Origin of the sequence: Tetzosporium hominis (assembly GCF_002265435.1) — a bacterium.
GTDB classification, from domain to species: Bacteria; Bacillota; Bacilli; order Bacillales_A; family Planococcaceae; genus Chryseomicrobium; species Chryseomicrobium hominis.
Genome location: NZ_NOKQ01000134.1, coordinates 402,712 through 421,372 on the forward strand (window position 1 = coordinate 402,712; position 18,661 = coordinate 421,372).

General features: G+C 41.4%; 22 protein-coding genes. 21 read left to right on the forward strand and 1 reads right to left on the reverse strand.

What is annotated here, in order from left to right:
- Nucleotides 1-54 precede the first annotated feature (54 nt).
- The 8 genes from CF394_RS02955 to CF394_RS02990 all read left to right on the forward strand — a co-directional run bounded on the left by CF394_RS02955 (nucleotide 55) and on the right by CF394_RS02990 (nucleotide 5,878).
- Complete coding sequence (locus CF394_RS02955; protein ID WP_094941775.1) at nucleotides 55-1,299, forward strand: tetratricopeptide repeat protein; 1,245 nt, start codon at nucleotides 55-57, stop codon at nucleotides 1,297-1,299.
- A gap of 13 nt (nucleotides 1,300-1,312) precedes the next feature.
- Nucleotides 1,313-1,864, forward strand: a complete 552-nt coding sequence (locus CF394_RS02960; RefSeq protein WP_094941776.1) for a ReoY family proteolytic degradation factor — start codon at nucleotides 1,313-1,315, stop codon at nucleotides 1,862-1,864.
- On the forward strand, nucleotides 1,865-2,311 hold the full coding sequence (locus CF394_RS02965; protein WP_094941777.1) for a DUF2487 family protein: 447 nt from the start codon (nucleotides 1,865-1,867) through the stop codon (nucleotides 2,309-2,311).
- 167 nt (nucleotides 2,312-2,478) lie between these two features.
- A complete protein-coding gene (locus CF394_RS02970; RefSeq protein WP_094941778.1) occupies nucleotides 2,479-2,985 on the forward strand; it encodes a QcrA and Rieske domain-containing protein in 507 nt (168 codons plus the stop codon).
- A gap of 18 nt (nucleotides 2,986-3,003) precedes the next feature.
- Nucleotides 3,004-3,678 carry a menaquinol-cytochrome c reductase cytochrome b subunit gene (qcrB, locus tag CF394_RS02975; protein WP_094941779.1) on the forward strand — a complete coding sequence of 225 codons (675 nt, stop codon included), beginning with the start codon at nucleotides 3,004-3,006 and terminating at the stop codon, nucleotides 3,676-3,678.
- Between the two features lie 38 nt (nucleotides 3,679-3,716).
- Complete coding sequence (locus CF394_RS02980) at nucleotides 3,717-4,496, forward strand: menaquinol-cytochrome c reductase cytochrome b/c subunit (protein WP_094941780.1); 780 nt, start codon at nucleotides 3,717-3,719, stop codon at nucleotides 4,494-4,496.
- Between the two features lie 65 nt (nucleotides 4,497-4,561).
- Nucleotides 4,562-5,167 carry a lipoprotein heptaprenylglyceryl N-acetyltransferase LhaT gene (lhaT, locus tag CF394_RS02985; protein WP_500691222.1) on the forward strand — a complete coding sequence of 202 codons (606 nt, stop codon included), beginning with the start codon at nucleotides 4,562-4,564 and terminating at the stop codon, nucleotides 5,165-5,167.
- Nucleotides 5,168-5,200: 33 nt separating this feature from the next.
- Nucleotides 5,201-5,878, forward strand: a complete 678-nt coding sequence (locus CF394_RS02990; protein ID WP_094941782.1) for a zinc metallopeptidase — start codon at nucleotides 5,201-5,203, stop codon at nucleotides 5,876-5,878.
- A gap of 41 nt (nucleotides 5,879-5,919) precedes the next feature.
- On the opposite strand, the gene CF394_RS02995 is transcribed toward CF394_RS02990, so the two are convergent.
- On the reverse strand, nucleotides 5,920-6,789 hold the full coding sequence (locus tag CF394_RS02995; RefSeq protein ID WP_094941783.1) for a YitT family protein: 870 nt from the start codon (nucleotides 6,787-6,789) through the stop codon (nucleotides 5,920-5,922).
- Nucleotides 6,790-6,879: 90 nt separating this feature from the next.
- Here CF394_RS02995 and CF394_RS03000 point away from each other — a divergent pair, with 90 nt between their 5' ends.
- The 13 genes from CF394_RS03000 to asnS all read left to right on the forward strand — a co-directional run bounded on the left by CF394_RS03000 (nucleotide 6,880) and on the right by asnS (nucleotide 18,651).
- Nucleotides 6,880-7,212, forward strand: a complete 333-nt coding sequence (locus tag CF394_RS03000; RefSeq protein WP_094941784.1) for a nucleotide pyrophosphohydrolase — start codon at nucleotides 6,880-6,882, stop codon at nucleotides 7,210-7,212.
- Nucleotides 7,213-7,980 carry a 4-hydroxy-tetrahydrodipicolinate reductase gene (gene dapB / locus CF394_RS03005; protein WP_094941785.1) on the forward strand — a complete coding sequence of 256 codons (768 nt, stop codon included), beginning with the start codon at nucleotides 7,213-7,215 and terminating at the stop codon, nucleotides 7,978-7,980.
- A gap of 11 nt (nucleotides 7,981-7,991) precedes the next feature.
- The gene (gene mgsA, locus CF394_RS03010) at nucleotides 7,992-8,399 is read left to right on the forward strand and encodes a methylglyoxal synthase (protein WP_094941786.1); all 408 of its coding nucleotides are present in this window, start codon (nucleotides 7,992-7,994) and stop codon (nucleotides 8,397-8,399) included.
- A complete protein-coding gene (bshA, locus tag CF394_RS03015; protein ID WP_243370631.1) occupies nucleotides 8,389-9,537 on the forward strand; it encodes an N-acetyl-alpha-D-glucosaminyl L-malate synthase BshA in 1,149 nt (382 codons plus the stop codon). The genes mgsA and bshA overlap by 11 nt, the downstream gene beginning before the upstream one ends.
- Nucleotides 9,527-10,672 carry a CCA tRNA nucleotidyltransferase gene (locus CF394_RS03020; RefSeq protein WP_094941787.1) on the forward strand — a complete coding sequence of 382 codons (1,146 nt, stop codon included), beginning with the start codon at nucleotides 9,527-9,529 and terminating at the stop codon, nucleotides 10,670-10,672. The genes bshA and CF394_RS03020 overlap by 11 nt, the downstream gene beginning before the upstream one ends.
- Nucleotides 10,662-11,648, forward strand: coding sequence for a biotin--[acetyl-CoA-carboxylase] ligase (locus tag CF394_RS03025; RefSeq protein ID WP_094941788.1), 987 nt, complete (start codon nucleotides 10,662-10,664; stop codon nucleotides 11,646-11,648). The genes CF394_RS03020 and CF394_RS03025 overlap by 11 nt, the downstream gene beginning before the upstream one ends.
- Nucleotides 11,649-11,850: 202 nt before the next feature.
- Nucleotides 11,851-12,687 carry a 3-methyl-2-oxobutanoate hydroxymethyltransferase gene (panB, locus tag CF394_RS03030; RefSeq protein ID WP_094941789.1) on the forward strand — a complete coding sequence of 279 codons (837 nt, stop codon included), beginning with the start codon at nucleotides 11,851-11,853 and terminating at the stop codon, nucleotides 12,685-12,687.
- On the forward strand, nucleotides 12,684-13,544 hold the full coding sequence (gene panC, locus CF394_RS03035) for a pantoate--beta-alanine ligase (protein ID WP_094941790.1): 861 nt from the start codon (nucleotides 12,684-12,686) through the stop codon (nucleotides 13,542-13,544). The genes panB and panC overlap by 4 nt, the downstream gene beginning before the upstream one ends.
- Nucleotides 13,522-13,905, forward strand: coding sequence for an aspartate 1-decarboxylase (panD, locus tag CF394_RS03040; protein ID WP_094941791.1), 384 nt, complete (start codon nucleotides 13,522-13,524; stop codon nucleotides 13,903-13,905). The genes panC and panD overlap by 23 nt, the downstream gene beginning before the upstream one ends.
- Before the next feature lie 85 nt (nucleotides 13,906-13,990).
- The gene (locus CF394_RS03045; protein WP_094941792.1) at nucleotides 13,991-16,669 is read left to right on the forward strand and encodes a helicase C-terminal domain-containing protein; all 2,679 of its coding nucleotides are present in this window, start codon (nucleotides 13,991-13,993) and stop codon (nucleotides 16,667-16,669) included.
- Between the two features lie 26 nt (nucleotides 16,670-16,695).
- Nucleotides 16,696-16,866 (forward strand): YpmA family protein, encoded by a 171-nt coding sequence (locus CF394_RS03050; RefSeq protein ID WP_094941793.1) that lies wholly within the window; start codon nucleotides 16,696-16,698, stop codon nucleotides 16,864-16,866.
- Nucleotides 16,863-17,342 carry a hypothetical protein gene (locus tag CF394_RS03055; protein WP_094941794.1) on the forward strand — a complete coding sequence of 160 codons (480 nt, stop codon included), beginning with the start codon at nucleotides 16,863-16,865 and terminating at the stop codon, nucleotides 17,340-17,342. Before CF394_RS03050 ends, CF394_RS03055 begins: the two co-directional genes overlap by 4 nt.
- 13 nt (nucleotides 17,343-17,355) lie before the next feature.
- The gene (gene asnS / locus CF394_RS03060) at nucleotides 17,356-18,651 is read left to right on the forward strand and encodes an asparagine--tRNA ligase (protein ID WP_094941795.1); all 1,296 of its coding nucleotides are present in this window, start codon (nucleotides 17,356-17,358) and stop codon (nucleotides 18,649-18,651) included.
- Nucleotides 18,652-18,661 lie beyond the last annotated feature (10 nt).

Sequence of the window (18,661 nt, forward strand, 5' to 3'; positions counted from 1 at the left end):
TTTTGATTTGACTTTCTATCGTGTACACTAAGAAGTAAGAAAGAAGTGATATGTATGACAATGAATGAGATTCTCCGCCAAATTGAAACTGGAGAAGAGACATGGAAAGACCACCTAGAGAACTTTTTATTAGAAAATGACCCAGAAACTATCTACCAAACATCCGAACAACTAGCAAGCTACGGATATGTAGAAGAAGCTATCCGGTTACTTGAACATTTAAGTTATCTGTTCCCAGAAGAAGATCAGTTAATTGTGGACCGAGCACTGTGGATGCTAGAAGTCGGTCAAGAAGAGGGGGCTGTAGAATTGCTACAGCAAGTCCCTGAGACTTCTGATGTCTACCCACAAGTATTACTCGCGCTCGCGGACTATTATCAAATGACAGGCTTATATGAAGTTGCTGAACAAAAATTAGAAGCAGCTACACGCTTATTGCCGGATGAACCAATTCTTCAATTAGCGAAGGCGGAGTTAAAACGTGAAACAGGGCGCTATTTAGAAGCAGCACGCCTTTATGAAAACTTGTGGAACTTACGAGACGACCTCGTCCACGTCAACTTAGCCATGAAACTGGCTGAGACGTATTCTGCTGGAGCTGCTTATGAAGAAGCCATTCCTTATTTCAAAGAAGCATTAAAAGCAGGGGAGTCTCCGGATGTTTTATTCCAATACGGCTACGCCTTGTTCCAATCTGGTATGTACAAGGAATCTATAGAACAACTGGATGAAGTGTTAGCAATGGATCCTGACTATTATTCAGCATATCTATTATCAGCACAAGGCTATGCGATGTTAGAACAAAACCAGCAGGCTCTTGAACGGATCCAGCAAGGTATTGAAAAAGATGGGTTCGAAAAAGAATATTATTTGTTTGCAGGGAAGATGGCGCTGAAACTGCAACTCGAAGAACAGGCAATTGACTATTTCAGTCAGGCAATTGCTTTAGATCCTGAGTATATCGACGGGATTTTGCATTTGGTTCAGCTGCATATGCACCGAGAGGAATACGAAGAAGTAGTGGCATTAGCAGAAGCAGTTCAAGTAGACGGAGCCATTTTGACAGCACTCTATCCGCATCTAGCTGAAAGCCATAATCAACTTGAAAATTACGAACAAGCATATGAGTTCTATCAGCTCGCATACACTGAACAAAAAGAAGATGTCTATTTTCTTGAGAAATATGCATACTTCTTACTAGAGGAAGGAAAACGTCAACAGGCTAAAACGGTGATCCAACAACTGCTTTCATTGCAACCGGATTCCTTGGAATGGAGCGCCGTGTTAGACGAACTATAGGAGGGACAACCCTATGACGGTTTCGGTAACAGCAAATGAAAAGCGAGATTTTGTGAAGTGGCTACTTACGAATTTCCAACTGAAACGTCGGGAAAGTGTATGGATTTTAAATTATCTGGTCAGCCATGAAGAACTTTTAGAGAACGTTCACTTTGTTGAAGGAGTGGAACATTGTCCAAGAGGAATGATGATCTCCACGACATCTTCTTCTGGAGCGCCATTTCGCTTTTACAAAGGTACCATCGTCTCGGCAGACGCGGAAAAATCATTCCACGATATGAGGCTTCATCCAGACCAACCCATGTACATCGAGTTGAAGTTTCCAGATAAACAACGGGTTCCTGAATTTATTGCAGTGCTAGAAGACAATCCTTTCCTTCCGATGAACGAAGAATTGAAACGAATGGATCAAGCAACAGCCAATCATGTGGTAGATCACTCTTTAAAGGCATATCAGTTGAAGCAGCTCGAGAAAGAGATTGATCGCGCACTTGATGAACAAGACCGAAAGCGTTTTGAAGAGCTTTCCCAAAAATATCAAATACTGCAGTCGGAGGTAGACTAAATGTTTTATACAGGACGAGATAGTGCACAGTTTTTAGCACAAACAGACTATATTGACACCGCAATTGTACCTTTAATACCTGTACAACTTACAAAAGAAACTATGCAGAACGGCGCTTCGCAGGCAGATTATATTCTGTCTCTAGCTAATGCACTCGAGAACCAGTTTAAAGGGAGAGTTGTGGCTTTCCCTTCTTTTTCTTATGTTTTTGGGCAATCAAAAGAACAACTATTACTAGATTGGAAGACAGCATTTGCTGCATCACCATTCAAGCATATTTTGTTTTTAACGGGAGACGCGGAGTGGAATCAACTAGATCCTTCTGTTTTCTGGACAGCTACCATTCCACTAGATTCAATGGAGCCTAAAATGCGTGGGAAAATACTTGAAGATCAAGTGCGTCAATTGATTCCAAGAATCGCTGAAACTTGGAATTCTCAGTCGTAAAATAGTTATTTTGATAGGATTCAACAAATGTTCACAAACTGTCGAATTCAATCCCAGCCAATATTGATTTTATTGCATAGTTAAAGTATCATTGAACTGTCCTAGTATTATTTTATTCACGCAAGTATGTCCTTTGGACTGACCTTTACGTTAGAGGGGGGAAACCGATGAGCAACAACAAAGTAACCAGACGTCAATTTTTAAGCTATACGCTTACAGGTGTTGGCGGATTTATGGCTGCCGGTATGCTAATGCCAATGGTTCGTTTTGCAATTGACCCTGTTCTTCAGAAAAAAGATGGTGGAGATTTTATTCCAACTGATCTAGCTGTCGCCGATATTACTGAAGAACCAACACGAGTCGATTTCTCATTCGAACAAGTTGATGCATGGTATACATCAGAAGTAACAAGCACTGCATGGGTTTACAATAATGGAGACGGCATCGTTGCTTTATCACCAATCTGTAAACACTTAGGTTGTACTGTAAACTGGGCTGGAGACAGCGATAATCCAGATAAGTTCCACTGTGCGTGTCATGATGGATTGTATGAAAAGAGCGGGAAAAACGTTCCAGGTACACCACCTCGTGGACCACTTGATATGTACGAAGTACGTGAAAGTGCAGACGGCCTTTTAGAAATCGGAGTAGTAGTTCCGAATAAATTAGTGTAATAAAGGGGGTACGACATCGTGCTGAACAAGATTTATGATTGGGTAGATGAACGTCTCGATATTACACCAATTTGGCGTGATATTGCAGACCACGAAGTTCCTGAACACGTAAACCCTGCACACCACTTTTCGGCGTTTGTGTATTGTTTCGGAGGATTAACGTTCTTTGTTACAGTTATTCAAATTCTTTCAGGTATGTTCTTAACAATGTACTATGTGCCGGATATTGAAAATGCATGGAATTCCGTTTACTATCTTCAAAATGAAGTAGCATTCGGTGAAATCGTTCGAGGAATGCACCACTGGGGCGCATCACTAGTTATCGTGATGATGTTCCTTCATACACTCCGTGTTTTCTTCACTGGTTCTTATAAGAAACCTCGTGAATTGAACTGGATGGTAGGAGTAGGGATCTTTGGAATTATGTTAGGTCTTGGATTTACGGGTTACTTACTACCATGGGATATGAAAGCTTTATTTGCAACAAAAGTAGGTATTGAGATTGCAGCATCGGTTCCATTTATCGGTGGATTTATCAAAACTTTATTAGCAGGAGACGAAGTAATTCTTGGAGCACAAACGTTAACACGTTTCTTCGCTATCCACGTATTCTTCTTACCAGCTGCATTGTTTGGATTATTAGCAGCTCACTTTATCTTAATTCGTCGTCAAGGTATTTCAGGTCCACTATAATAGGTTAGTGGAAAAAAGGATAACAAGGAGGGGACTTCATGCATCGCGGAAAAGGTTTAAAATTCGTGGGTGACTCTCGTGTTCTGCATCCATCTAGCCGTAAGAAAAAAGGACCTAAAGATTACTCTGAGTATCCAGGGAAAACAGAAGCTTTTTGGCCAGACTTTCTATTAAAAGAGTGGTTAATAGGTTCTGTATTCTTGGTAGGTTATCTTATTTTAACGGTATCGCATCCATCTCCATTGGAGCGTCAAGCAGATCCGACTGACACTGCATATACAGCATTACCAGACTGGTACTTCTTATTCTTATACCAGCTTCTAAAATATGAATTTGCATCTGGTCCATGGAACATTATTGGTGCAATTATCATCCCTGGTATTGCATTTACGGCATTATTACTAGTACCTTTCTTAGATACTTCAAAAGAACGTCGTCCGTTCAAGCGTCCATTACCAACAGGTTTCATGCTTCTAGCAATTGCATCGATGATTTTCTTAACTTGGGAATCAGTAGTAAATGTTGATTGGGAAGCTAAAAAAGCAGCTGGTGCTATCCGTGAGGAAGTGGCAGTTGAATTTGATGAAACAGCTGAAGGCTATCAATTGTATTCAAAGTCATCTTGTATTGGATGTCACGGGAATGCATTTGAAGGCGGAATGGGACCAACATTAGTTGGTACAGGACGTTCTGCTGAAGAAATTTATGAAATTGGTGTAAATGGTATTGCTACAATGCCGGGTGGTACTTTCCAAGGTACAGATGAAGAGCTTCAAGTGATTGCGGAGTTTATCTCAACTCTAGAAGCTTCTGAATAATCTAAGGAAGAGAGTCATTTATGACTCTCTTTTTTTCTACCATTTTATCGAAGGGGTTTTGTCTTGTGGAATGGATTCGAGCGGTTTTGTATAACCGTACCTTTATGTGGTTGCTTTTTATAATCAACTTACTAGGCACTATTTACGGCTATTACTGGTATAAGGGGCAACTTTCGATTACCGAGCCGATCTATTATCTTTTTGTTCCAGATAGTCCAACGGCAAGTCTGTTTTTCACGCTAGCATTACTGGGTTGGTTACTCGGAAAGAACTGGCGACTTATTGAAGCGCTTGCTCTTATAACGCTTGTGAAATATGGTCTATGGGCTGTAGTGATGAACTTACTGACAATTATCGTGGATGATCCGATCGGTCCAGTAGGCTGGATGCTCATCCTTTCTCATTTTGGAATGGCTGTCCAGGCTGTTTTATATTTCCCATGGTACCGATTCAGTTGGGTTGCTTTAGGAATTGCTGCTATATGGACGCTTCATAATGATGTTATTGATTATGTGTTTGGTCAAATGCCCATTTACCGATCATTACTTGACTACGCCCCTCAAATTGGCTATTTCACTTTCTGGCTCTCAATCGCATGTATTTCACTAGCTGTACTAAATAGAAGGGGAAAGCGATACATGTCATTTGATAATTCAGTCAAAACTAGCTAAAATAAAACTATATTAGAAAAGAGGGGGAAGACAGTGGGTTATTTAATTTACTTTGCTGTTCTATTGATTTTACCTTTATATGCACAATTTAAAGTGAAAAGTACGTACAAGAAGTATTCAAAAGTTCGTTCAACATCTGGAATGACCGGTGCTCAAGTAGCTCGCACAATTTTAGACGCTCATGGGTTACAAGATGTCCAAGTTGTCGAAAGTCGCGGATTCTTGAGTGATCACTACAATCCAATGACACGAATCGTTGCTTTGTCGTCACACAACTTCCATGAAGCTTCTGTTGCAGGAGCAGCAATTGCCGCTCACGAAGTCGGTCATGCGATTCAACACAAAGAAGCGTATTCTTTCCTAACATTACGTCATAAGTTAGTTCCTGTAGCGAATATCTCATCAAATGCTTCTTGGATCTTCATTATGATTGGGATTTTCTCGCAAGCTTCAGGAATGTTGTTACTTGGTATTGCGTTGCTTGCAGCAGGAGTGTTGTTCCAAATCGTCACATTACCTGTAGAGTTCAATGCATCTAGTCGTGCAATGAACGAAATGGTGAGTTTGAACTTGATTCGTAATGAAGAAGAACGTCATGCTAAAAAAGTATTGAACGCTGCTGCTATGACATATGTTGCTGCAGCTGCTGTAGCAGTTCTTGAGCTACTTCGTTTGATTTTAATCTACACAGGTATGACTCGATCAGAATAACAAAAAAGTGCTTAGAGCTGGGGCTCTAAGCACTTTTTTTATCAATCAAATGGTTTCTTATTTTCATCTAGGGTAAATCCTTCACCCATAACATCATGGACATCAACAATTGAGACAAATGCATGAGGGTCCACAGATGTAATAATATTCTTTAAGCGAACAATCTCATTTCGTCCTATGACGCAATACAGCATTTCACGCTTTGATTTTGTATAAAATCCATGTCCATCCAAAACCGTAACTCCTCGGTCCATCTCTTTGCCAATGCGCTCAGCTATAGCCGATTGGTGATCTGAAATAATAAATGCACCTCGAGCAGAATACGCTCCTTCTTGAACAAAGTCTATGACGCGAGCTCCTACAAATACAGCTACAAGTGTGTACATCATAGAACGCTCATCAAGGAAGGTCAACCAAGAAAGCAGAATGACTCCTGCGTCAAACAAGAACATCGTCTTTCCCATACTCCATCCAATATACTTATGTACTAAGCGAGCGATGATATCTACACCGCCAGTTGTCCCGCCGTAACGGAAGATTATACCGAGACCCACACCGACAAATACTCCCGCAAAAAGTGAAGCTAAGAACAAATCATCTTTTAAGTAGATTGTAATCTCATAGATCTGGAAAATCTTTAAAAATACAGAAACACTAATTGTCCCTATCAAAGTGTAAAGGAATACTTTGCGACCAAGCAATTTCCATCCGATGATAAACATGGGAATGTTCAATAATAAGTTCATCAGCGCAACGTCCCAACCGAAGACGAAGTACAGAATCAAAGTGATACCTGAAAATCCACCTTCACCCAGCTCATTTTGAATATTAAAATGAACAAATCCAAAGCTAAATATGGCAGCTCCCAGTATAATAAATAAGATATTTTTAATTTTTAGTCCTAACTTCATTCCACTCACCCCATCACTCATTATCATTCATTTAAAGAGCTTTGACAACAAGAGATTCTATAGCTACGATTAACGATAAGGAGTGGTAAAATGGAACAGAAATCAATGAAAGACATGCAACAACAAGTCGATACATATATTGGGCAATTTAAAGAAGGCTATTTTCCTCCCATGGAGCTTTTGGCAAGACTTACTGAAGAGCTCGGGGAACTCTCTAGAGAAGTTCAACATCTCTATGGAATGAAAAAAAAGAAATCGACAGAAGCTGAAAAAGCTCTTGAAGAAGAGTTGGGAGATTTCTTGTTCGTATTGATTTGTTTCGCTAATGCAGAAAAAATTGACATGCAACAAGCTCTGGACCGAGTGATGACAAAATTTGAAACGCGTGATAAGGACCGCTGGACAAAAAAGGAGCTGGACTAGATGATACGCATTGCACTCGCGGGACCGCGTGGTAAGATGGGAAAAGAGGCATTAGATTTTATTCGGAGCACAGCCGACTTTGAATTGGTTGGATTACTTGATTCAAAAGAGACAGAAGAACTGCAAAATTACCCGGTGTATACATCGATTGAAGAGTTATTTGCAGCAACTAAGCCAGATGTGTTTGTCGATCTTACGACACCAGAGCTTGCTATGAAACATACAATGACTGCTCTTCAGAATGGGGTAAGACCGGTTGTCGGAACCACAGGGTTTACCGAGCAGGACTTAAAGAATCTTGAGAACGAATGCTTAGAGAGGTCGCTTGGATGCATCATTGCACCGAACTTCTCGATTGGAGCAATTCTCATGATGAAGTTTGCAGAACAAGCAGCAAAATACATGGGCGATGTTGAGATCATCGAGATGCATCACGATCAAAAGCTCGATGCCCCATCAGGAACGGCTTTAAAGACAGCTGAATTGATTGGACGCCACCGAACTGTTCACAAGCAAGGCCATGTGGAAGAGCAAGAACTCTTACCCGGAGCACGCGGTGCAGACATCGAAGGGATGAAGCTACATAGCGTAAGACTTCCAGGACTCGTTGCACATCAACAAGTTTTATTTGGAGGCGAAGGTCAGTTACTGACATTGCGTCATGACTCGTTTTCAAGAGGTTCATTTATGCCTGGTGTCGCATTAAGTATTCGAGAAGTCTTAAAGCGAGACATGTGCATCTACGGTTTGGAAAATTTAATTGAGTAGGAGATGACAGTATGCGAATCGCGTTGATTGCACACGACAAAAAGAAAGATGATTTAATTCAGTTTGTAACAGCTTATAAAAATACATTACTAAAGCACGACTTATATGCTACAGGAACTACAGGAGGTCGAATTGAGAGTGAAGTAGGCATCAACATCCACCGCTTCAAATCTGGTCCTCTTGGAGGGGATCAACAGATTGGTTCGGCGATTGCTGATAACTTAATGGATATGGTCATCTTCTTCCGAGATCCTTTAACCGCTCAACCACACGAGCCCGATGTGACGGCACTGATTCGTCTATGCGACGTCTATCAAATTCCTTTAGCGACAAACATGGGAACTGCAGAAGTTCTGCTGAAAGGGATTGAAGAAGGATTCCTGGACTGGCGTCTATTGGAGGACCGCCGTGATCGATAAAAAGAAAAAATTAAAAATTGGTATCACTTGCTATCCTACAGTTGGCGGATCAGGAATCATTGCCACAGAACTTGGGAAGCAGCTTGCGGAACGAGGCCATGAAATTCATTTTATAACGTCTAGTATGCCCTTTCGATTGAAAGGGTTTTATCAATCAGTCACTTATCATGAAGTAGAAGTCAATAACTACTCAGTCTTTCAATACGCTCCTTATGACATTGCACTGGCAAATAAGATTGCAGAAGTAATTGATGATGAGCAATTAGATGTGCTGCATATGCATTATGCCATTCCTCACGCAGTTTGTGCTATTTTGGCACGAGATATGGCTAAGCGCAATGTAGGTATCGTCACCACTTTGCACGGTACGGACATTACCGTCTTAGGAGTGGATTCTTCTTTAAAAGGAGCAATCCGGTACGGAATTGAAAAGTCTGATGTAGTGACAGCTGTTTCGAATTCACTGGCCAAGCAGACAATGGAACTGATTGCTCCAGAGAAACAGATTGAAACAATCTATAACTTTATCGATACAGAAGATTATTACCCACAAGATGTTTCTCATTTGCGTAAAGTATTAGGAATTGCTCCTGAAGAAAAGGTTCTTCTTCACGTCTCAAATTTCCGCAAAGTCAAACGAGTGCAGGACATTGTAAAGACGTTCTCGTATGTACGCAAACAGATGCCATGTAAGCTCGTACTTGTAGGAGACGGTCCCGAGCGACATCCGATACTTGAACAAGCGAAAGGCACAGACTATGAGCAAGATATTCTTTTCCTAGGGAAACAAGAGAACGTTGCTGAACTGTATGCACTTGCAGATCTTTTCTTATTAATGTCTGAGAAAGAGTCTTTTGGTTTAGTCTTACTTGAAGCGATGGCTTGTGGTGTTCCATGTATTGGGACGGATATCGGGGGTATCCCTGAAGTCATCCGGCATGGAGAAAACGGGTTTATTGTACCTAGTGGGGCCGTAGAAAAAGCTGCTCTTCTCATTGTGGAACTGTTAAATAATCCAGAAATGTATGCTGCATTTCGTCAGCAAGCGCTTGAGACTGTCGAAAAAACATTCAACAATGAACAAATCATTACGCAGTATGAAGACTTTTATTATCAGGTAGCCCCAAATGAAGACTAGATGGCCGAATGCTTTTGCAGTGCTGTTGAAGCTTGAGCAAGCAGGGTATCAGGCATACGTAGTCGGTGGCGCGGTAAGAGACCATCTCCTCGGGTTGCCTATTAAAGATATCGATATCGCAACTGACGCTCCACCTGAAGAGGTAATGGGGTTGTTCACAAAGACTTTCGCTACAGGAATCGAACACGGTACCGTGACGGTTGTAGAAAACGGTGAAGCCATTGAAGTGACGACATTCCGTGTGGAATCTCAGTATGTGAATCATAGAAGACCTGAAGAAGTAACTTTTGTCCGAAACTTAAAAGATGACCTCGCGAGACGTGACTATACTATCAATGCTATGGCTCTGTCTTACAGAGATGAGCTGATCGATTGCTTCGGCGGACGTGAAGATTTACTAAATCAAAAGATTCGCGCAGTTGGGCTCGCAAAGGAACGCTTTGAAGAAGATGCACTGCGAATCTTAAGAGGTATCCGTCTTGCAGCGCAGCTGCGGTTTCAAATTGATGGAACTACATGGGAAGCCATGCTCGCGACGAGTCATTTGTTACAACATATTGCAAAAGAGCGTATCAAACAAGAGGTAGGCCGAGTCTGGACATTTTCGAACCCAGAATATGCACTCAATTCATTACGAAATCCATGTTTTCACAATGTTCTCCCAGGGAACTATCAAGTCCTCCCCGTAAAAGTTCAGCCATCTCTAACTGAACAACACGGATGGGCATGGTTTCACTATTTCCAAACCGCACACTATGAATTTCCCTATTCTAACGTAGAAAAGCGACTTCAAGCAGAAGTGAAGAAAGCAATGGTGAAGTTTCAAGAAGTGGGATGGACCTATGAGACTATTCTAGATACCTCCGATGCGGCGCTTGAAGTCTGTTTTGAACTACTTGGGAGCACTACGAATTTCCAGTCACTGGACGCTATGAAACAATGGGTTACCAAATCCCCTCTTCGATACTCCTCAGACTTAGAGGTATCTGGGAAACAATTGATGCAATTAGTGAAGCGACCACCTGGGCCGTGGATCAAAGAAGTGAACCTTGAACTTTCAAAAAGGATTCTGTATGGAGAACTTCAAAACGACTACTCAGAATTAGAAAAGTGGGTTAAAAAACATGTCCAATAAGGCCAAGATTGTAACGATTTTGCAACAAGCGACTGAACCGGTTTCTGGAGAACAACTAGCTGAGACAGTTGGCGTCTCTAGAACGATGATTTGGAAGTATGTGCAAAGTCTGATTGAAGAAGGATATCGCATTGAAGCGGTAAAAAAGAAAGGGTATGTGTTACAAGAGATGTCTTCTAAGATCACACAACATGCATTAGACGGTTATCTGAAGACGAACACGTTTGCTCGACATTTACATGCTCTTGATAGTTGTACCTCTACACAGAAAGTAGCCAATGAGTTGATTTTGAATGGACAAGCTCCACATGGTTTACTCGTTGTAAGTGAGCTGCAAACCGAGGGGAAAGGGCGTTTGAACAGACCTTGGGCTTCTACAGAAGGGAAGGGGCTGTGGACCACTTGGGTTGTTAGACCGAACTTGTTGCCTCATGAAGCCCCTCCGATTACGTTAGTGGTTGCTTTAGCACTTGCAATTGCTATCGAACGCGTTACATCTGTAAAGGTAGATATTAAATGGCCAAATGACTTGTTGATTGGTGGCTACAAGACGGCTGGTATTTTAACGGAACTTCAAGCGACTCCCGACAAAATCGAAGCGATATTAATAGGGATTGGAATTAATGTATTGCAAACAAAAGAAGACTTTGTAGATCCTTTAACATCTCGAGCAACTTCACTTCAATTAGCCAGTGAAAAACCTATCAACCGGACAGAGTTGCTCGCAGAGATTGCGGGCGAGCTGGAAAAAGCTATTGATAAGTACGAGCTTCAAGGCTTCCGCCCATTTATGAGTGAATGGGAAAAACGGTCTACCATGATTGGCAAACAAGTAACAGCAACAACTGTGCGCGAAACTATTCAAGGAATTGCGTTAGGAATCAATGAACACGGAGCCCTTTTAGTCGATACGGGAGACGGAGTCCGTGCTTTATTTTCAGGAGACGTTACATTGAGTGGAAAACTGGACAGTTGACGAGATTATGCTACACTAAATTTGGACAGTATCTTTTGTAGAACTGTACCTGCTATTTTATAACTACAACCTACATGTACGCCTTGATCAGGTATCTGACAGGGACGGAAAAAACCATTTATGGACATTTTCTGCCCCTGCGTCTTCTCGCAGGGGCTTTCTTTTGGTTTTTTCCACCTTTCGCAAGATAGGAGGAGAAAAAATGAAATCAACAACTGGGTTTCAAACGATGAAAAAGCATGGGGAAAAAATCGTAATGGTGACAGCTTACGATTATCCTTCTGCCAAACTAGCACAGCAAGCGGAAGTGGATGTTATATTAGTCGGTGATTCTTTAGGAATGGTCGTTCTGGGTTATGATTCTACAGTTCCGGTAACGGTAGCAGACATGATTCATCATGGAAAAGCTGCACGACGCGGAGCACCGAATACGTTCCTCATCGTCGATATGCCTTTTGGTGTATGTCATCTTTCAACCGATAAGGCGCTTAGTTATGCAATCGACATCATGCAGCAGACAGGAGCACAAGCAGTCAAAATTGAAGGAGCGGGAGATATGCTTCCGCTTATAGAAAAACTGACGGCAGCTGGTATTCCTGTAGTTGCCCATTTAGGACTGACCCCTCAAACTGCCGGAGTGCTAGGTGGCTTTAAAGTTCAGGGGAAATCAGCACAACAAGCAAAACAAATTATCGAAGATGCAAAGAAAACAGAGGCTGCAGGAGCTTTCATGCTCGTCTTGGAGTGTATCCCGCACCAACTGACGGAACAAATCTCAAAAGCACTACGCATCCCTACAATTGGTATTGGAGCAGGGGCTGAATCAGATGGTCAAGTACTGGTTTTCCATGATCTGTTAGGATACGGAGTACATCATATGCCGAAGTTTGTAAAATCCTATGCATCCGTCTATCCACTAATGGAACAAGCTCTCGGACAGTATGTTCAAGAAGTAAAAGACAAACAGTTCCCAGAAGAAAAGCATCAATTTGAAATGAAGACGGAAGAAAAGATTGCGCTATATGGAGGCACGACATGATCATTTGTGAGACAAAGCAACAGCTTCGGGATTATAGAAAATCCTGCACTGGGAGTGTAGGATTTGTTCCAACTATGGGATTTTTACACGAAGGTCATGCAAAACTAATTGAGACGTCCGTTAAGCAGAACGACGTGACAATCTTGAGTATATTCGTTAATCCGACACAGTTTGGACCTAATGAAGATTTAGACCGCTATCCAAGAGATTTCGAGCGTGACCACAAGCTAGCAGAAACTTTAGGGGTGGACTGTATTTTCTACCCTTCAGTTGAAGAAATGTATGGAACTCCGAGCACGATAACTTTTAACAGTGGCGAGATGGCCACTGTGCTCTGCGGAGCAAGTCGACCAGGGCATTTTGACGGCGTCCTACAAGTCGTGACTAAGTTATTTCATTTGGTACAACCAACACACGCTTACTTCGGTCAGAAGGATGCGCAACAACTCGCGTTAATCGAATCTTTAGTTGAAGCATATGACTTCCCACTAACTATCGTACGTGTTGCGACCATTCGTGAAAGCGATGGACTTGCTAAAAGTTCTCGGAACGTCTATCTCTCGAATCTTGAACGTGATCAGGCACCAAAAATTTATCAAGCATTACTAGCTGGTAAAGAACTATTTAAAGAAGGGGCCTCAGTTGAAGAGACAGTTAATTTCGTTCACAAAGAGCTTGACAAGCTTACAGGCGCACGTGTTGATTATGTAGACATGTTAAGCTATCCTCATTTAACGAAAACGGAACAGGCGAAGTTGTTTGTGTTGGCTGTTGCTGTCTTTTTTGAAAAAGCCCGTTTGATCGACAATATTTTAATAGAAAGAGTGAACCCATATGCTACGAATGATGTTAAATAGTAAAATTCACCGTGCTACGGTAACAGAAGCCGATTTAAATTACGTAGGCAGCATCACAATAGACCAAGACATTTTAGATGCTGTTGGTATGCTACCAAATGAAAAAGTACACATAGTGAACAATAACAATGGTGCGCGTTTTGAGACGTATATTATCTCCGGAGCTCGCGGTAGTGGCGTTATTTGTGTAAACGGAGCTGCAGCTCGTTTAGTGCAAAAAGGAGATATAGTTATTATTCTTTCCTATGTCTACATGATGAATGAAGAAGCAAAAGGGCATAAACCAACCGTTGCTTTGATGAATGAAGACAACTCGATTCGAGACTTGATTTCATATGAACCGGAAGCTACAGTTCTATAAAATAGATTTAAACGTCGCATCACTCGTTGAGCGGCGTTTTTATGTTACAATTTTACTGAATCTATAAGTACTGTGAGTGAATCCGATGAAAGATAGTTATGCAGTAGTCGATATCGAAACAACGGGGAGTTCGCCAAAAAATGGCGACCGGATCATTCAAATTGGAATTGTTCGAATTGAACGAGGCTCTATTGTTTCTACTTATTCCACTTTTGTGAATCCAGAAAAACAGATCCCGACCTTCATACAACAGCTCACACATATCAGCAATGACGATGTGAAAGATGCGCCTTTATTTCATGAGATTGTAGAAGAAGTGTACAGTCAACTTGAAGGGGCTATTTTTGTTGCACATAATGTAAATTTCGATTTTCCTTTTTTACAAGGTGAGTTAAAACGTGTAAGTAGGCCACTTCTTAAAAATAAAAAAATTGATACGGTGGAGTTTTCTCGTTTGATGTTTCCTTCTGCACTCAGCTATAAGTTGAGTGAGATCACATCAGAGCTCGGAATCGAACTTACGGATGCTCATCGTGCAGACGCCGATGCGTATGCAACAGCGGAACTCTTTTTAAGTTGTATCAGAAAGTTAAACTCTTTATCACTCGATACGATCACTAAGCTTCATAAACGCTGTTTCCGAATGAAATCTCATGTTGCGCCGCTTTTTTTTGAAGCAATGCGAATGCAGCAACAACGACTTTCAGAACCCGCACAAGAAGAAACTGTTCAACCTGCAAAGGCATTCCCGGACTACCCGGTTTCCGAAGAGCAGAAACTTGCCCTTCTTCAAGAAATTTACTCGACTTCTCAACACCGACCGTCTCAACTGAACTATATGGATGCCGTTCATGAGGCGTTGCAGAATCGTTCCGAAGTAGCGTTAGAGGCAGAAACGGGAATTGGGAAGACGATGGGGTATTTGATTCCGGCTATTCGTTATGCACTCGAAACGAATCAAAAAGTTGTCATTTCCACCTATACAAATACACTGATGGATCAATTGATCGAGAAAGAATGTACGCAGCTGTTACAAGCATTTCCTGGCAGTTTCTATGTCTCCAGATTGAAAGCGTATACCCATTATATCGACCATGAATTGTTCCAAGTTCGGCTTGCGAGCGAAGATGAATCTTATGATGAGACATTTGCGCTGATGCAATTATTAGTATGGTTGCAGGAGACCAAGAGTGGAGACTTGACGGAGCTCAACACAACTGGGGGCGGCGCTTTAACACTCGATAAAGTGAGAAAGCGAAAGCGTACACCGCATATCGCGCAAGATTTTTATGAAATGGAGTACCGACGAGCTAAACAAGCGCAACTCATTATTACCAATCATGCGATGGTCGCAGGACAACCCGAAGTGATGAAAAGCTTTGAATCACAAATTGGTGCTCTTATCATTGATGAAGCTCACCATTTCTTGACCGCTGTCAAGAAAATGAACGAAAAAGTTATCTCGTTTACAGAGTGGAAATATTTATTTAGTCAATTTGGATTCAATGAAAAAACGCAAGTCGGGTGGAAGCTCGAGAAACTTGGAATTCCGTCAGCAATACTTAACAAATTAAAAATTCGCACTGAGACGATCCAAGACGTGTTTGACGGAATCATCAGAGAGCTTATTGAATTGACGCAAGCTCAAAAAACAGCTAGAGGGATGTCCAAAGTTACGGTTGATTTAAGAAAGCGTCAAGCTCTTTTTGAAGATTTTATTGCAGAACTGAATAGTTTAGTAAAGTTCTATGATGAACTGTTATATACCGTGGATATTTCAACCACTCTGGACAAAGAAGATATTACTTATTGGATTAGAGAACTTCGGATCGTGGCTTATAAATGGGAAGAGTTTGTTCTGCAAATTCAAGACGAGGCAAGTTGGCTAGAAGCGGATAAACGAAGCTTACCTAGTTCATTTATTTTCCATCAGCGCAAATTGAATCATCAAGAATTCACGGAGCAATTATTCGAGAACTACAGAGCTACCAAATCCATCGTTTGGACTTCGGGTACATTGACCGTTCCGAAACAGCCTTGGTTCATATTAGATCAATTGTATTTACCAAGGTCCATACCGATTCAGCGTTTTCATGCTGCACCCGATTATTACAATGGTGCTAAAGTGTTTATTGTAGATGACGTACCTGATGTGACCCAAGTAGACCAGATGACATTTATTGAGTCCATTGCTGATGTCATTATTCAAACCGCTCAAGTAACGGAAGGTCGCATGTTTGTATTGTTTACATCTCAAGACATGCTTCGGAAGACGGTAGAACTAGTTGAAGAGACGTCACTAGCTGACGACTTTTTACTAATTGCTCAAGGCATGAATGCAGGGAGTAAAATGCGGATGCTCCGAACGTTCCAGCGATTTGAAAAAGCAATATTGTTCGGGACAACTACATTCTGGGAAGGAGTCGACGTTCCAGGAGATGCCTTATCTACAATTCTTTTAGTGCGTTTGCCTTTCACAAATCCGGATGATCCGTATTTTAAACAAAAAGCGGAAGAGCTTACTCGTAACGGACAGAATGCCTTTACGAAGCTAGCGTTACCAGAAGCGATTATAAGGTTTAAGCAAGGCTTTGGCCGTCTGATTCGCAATCCGGAAGAAAAAGGTGCCTTTATCATCCTTGACCGTCGGATTGAAACCAAATCATATGGGAAAGACTTTTTAACTGCTATTCCCCGTGTTCCGACTGAGCATGTTTCCGTTGAAACGATGGTCGAGATGTTAGAAACTTGGTATAATAGCTAAGTATCTTGAAGAAAGCAGGGATTGCAGTGGAATCAAAGATTGAAGTCATTCAAACTGTAACGGTCAATTACCAATCAGATTTGTATAAGCTAGTTGATGCACTGAATCGCTCTTTGAAAAAAGAGGATTTGATGTTTGGACTTGCACTGGATAAAGAGGACGACTCCAAAGCGATCTTTACGATTTATCGCACATGAAGAAGCAATGGATTGTAGCCTCTATACTCGTTGTCGTTGTAGCAGTGGTGTCCACTTTGGGCATTCTGTATGTAGTTGCAAAGCAACCTCAAAATCAAGATTTTGAGCGGATTGAAACTCTCGTTTTAAGCCAAGATTTAGTAGATACTGTGACAACAACGTATGCGTACCATAGTGTCACTAGTTACATCACGGTTATTGGAACGAAGGACGAACAAAATGTCGCGTATATTGTGGATAGCTCAGATAGTAAAACGGCATACGAAGTAATGCTAGAAGATGGCATAACGGCCCAACAAGCGGAAGAACTCACTCGTGCTGAACATAATGTACAAGAAATCTTATCAATTAAATTGGGGTATGAAGAGATTGGTCCCGTTTGGGAAGTAACTTACATGAATGAAAATGATGCGTTAAGCTACACCTATTTAGATTTTAAAACAGGTGAGTGGTGGAAGCGTATTTCGAATTTATAACTTGGAGGACTCTATGAAGAAAATTTCAATTAATCAAATGCCTTCTCATATTGGAGAAGAAGTGAAATTAGGCGCTTGGCTTGCTAACAAGCGTTCAAGCGGAAAAATTGCGTTTCTACAACTTCGCGATGGTACTGGATTTGTTCAAGGTGTCGTAGTAAAAGCAGACGTTGGAGAAGAAATATTCCAGTTAGCAAAATCATTAACACAAGAATCTTCGATTTATGTGACTGGAACAGTTACAGAAGATACGCGCAACAGCTTTGGTTGCGAAATTCAAGTTTCGTCAATCGAAGTCTTATCTCTTGCTGAAGATTTCCCAATCACACCTAAAGAGCATGGTACAGAATTCTTAATGGATAATCGCCATGTCTGGTTACGTTCACGTAAACAACACGCCATCATGAAGATTCGTAATGAAATCATTCGTGCTACCTATGAGTTCTTTAATGACGAAGGGTTCGTAAAAATGGATCCACCAATTCTAACAGGTTCTGCTCCTGAAGGAACTTCTGAATTGTTTGCGACAAAATATTTTGATGAAGATGCGTTTCTTTCTCAATCCGGTCAGCTGTACATGGAAGCAGCAGCTATGGCTATGGGGAAGGTATTTTCATTCGGCCCAACTTTCCGTGCTGAGAAATCTAAAACACGTCGTCACTTAATCGAATTCTGGATGATCGAGCCAGAAATGGCTTTTGTAGAATTTAATGAAAGTCTAGAAGTACAAGAAAATTATGTTTCGTACATCGTGCAATCCGTCTTGAAGAATTGCAAGCTTGAACTAGAGCGTCTAGGCCGTGATACTTCAAAACTAGAAGCTATTCAAGCCCCGTTCCCACGTATTACTTACGATGATGCAATCGAATTCTTACACGAAAAAGGATTTGATGACATTCAGTGGGGTGATGATTTCGGTGCACCTCATGAAACTGCAATCGCAGAAGCTTATGATAAGCCCGTATTCATCACGCATTATCCAGTGGGTATTAAACCGTTCTACATGCAACCACACCCAGAGCGAGACGATGTCGTGCTTTGTGCTGATTTGATTGCACCAGAAGGGTATGGAGAAATCATTGGTGGTTCTGAGCGTATCTACGATTACGACTTACTAAAACAGCGTATTAAAGAACATAATTTAGATGAAAGTGCTTATGCGTGGTATTTAGAACTACGTAAATATGGAACGGTTCCACATTCAGGTTTCGGCCTGGGTCTTGAGCGTACAGTTGCTTGGATCAGTGGAGCAGAGCATGTACGTGAATCGATTCCATTCCCACGTTTATTAAATCGTTTATATCCTTAAGGAGGACTTG

Excerpts from the sequence above, each read along its gene's own strand:
- CF394_RS02995 (WP_094941783.1), bottom strand. The coding sequence starts at position 6,789 with ATGAAGTTAGGACTAAAAATTAAAAATATCTTATTTATTATACTGGGA.
- panB (WP_094941789.1), top strand. The coding sequence starts at position 11,851 with ATGAAATCAACAACTGGGTTTCAAACGATGAAAAAGCATGGGGAAAAA.
- CF394_RS03025 (WP_094941788.1), top strand. The coding sequence starts at position 10,662 with ATGTCCAATAAGGCCAAGATTGTAACGATTTTGCAACAAGCGACTGAA.
- CF394_RS03020 (WP_094941787.1), top strand. The coding sequence starts at position 9,527 with ATGAAGACTAGATGGCCGAATGCTTTTGCAGTGCTGTTGAAGCTTGAG.
- mgsA (WP_094941786.1), top strand. The coding sequence starts at position 7,992 with ATGCGAATCGCGTTGATTGCACACGACAAAAAGAAAGATGATTTAATT.
- CF394_RS03055 (WP_094941794.1), top strand. The coding sequence starts at position 16,863 with ATGAAGAAGCAATGGATTGTAGCCTCTATACTCGTTGTCGTTGTAGCA.
- CF394_RS03000 (WP_094941784.1), top strand. The coding sequence starts at position 6,880 with ATGGAACAGAAATCAATGAAAGACATGCAACAACAAGTCGATACATAT.
- CF394_RS02965 (WP_094941777.1), top strand. The coding sequence starts at position 1,865 with ATGTTTTATACAGGACGAGATAGTGCACAGTTTTTAGCACAAACAGAC.
- CF394_RS02955 (WP_094941775.1), top strand. The coding sequence starts at position 55 with ATGACAATGAATGAGATTCTCCGCCAAATTGAAACTGGAGAAGAGACA.
- CF394_RS02970 (WP_094941778.1), top strand. The coding sequence starts at position 2,479 with ATGAGCAACAACAAAGTAACCAGACGTCAATTTTTAAGCTATACGCTT.
- asnS (WP_094941795.1), top strand. The coding sequence starts at position 17,356 with ATGAAGAAAATTTCAATTAATCAAATGCCTTCTCATATTGGAGAAGAA.
- CF394_RS03045 (WP_094941792.1), top strand. The coding sequence starts at position 13,991 with ATGAAAGATAGTTATGCAGTAGTCGATATCGAAACAACGGGGAGTTCG.
- CF394_RS02980 (WP_094941780.1), top strand. The coding sequence starts at position 3,717 with ATGCATCGCGGAAAAGGTTTAAAATTCGTGGGTGACTCTCGTGTTCTG.
- dapB (WP_094941785.1), top strand. The coding sequence starts at position 7,213 with ATGATACGCATTGCACTCGCGGGACCGCGTGGTAAGATGGGAAAAGAG.
- panD (WP_094941791.1), top strand. The coding sequence starts at position 13,522 with ATGCTACGAATGATGTTAAATAGTAAAATTCACCGTGCTACGGTAACA.
- CF394_RS02960 (WP_094941776.1), top strand. The coding sequence starts at position 1,313 with ATGACGGTTTCGGTAACAGCAAATGAAAAGCGAGATTTTGTGAAGTGG.
- panC (WP_094941790.1), top strand. The coding sequence starts at position 12,684 with ATGATCATTTGTGAGACAAAGCAACAGCTTCGGGATTATAGAAAATCC.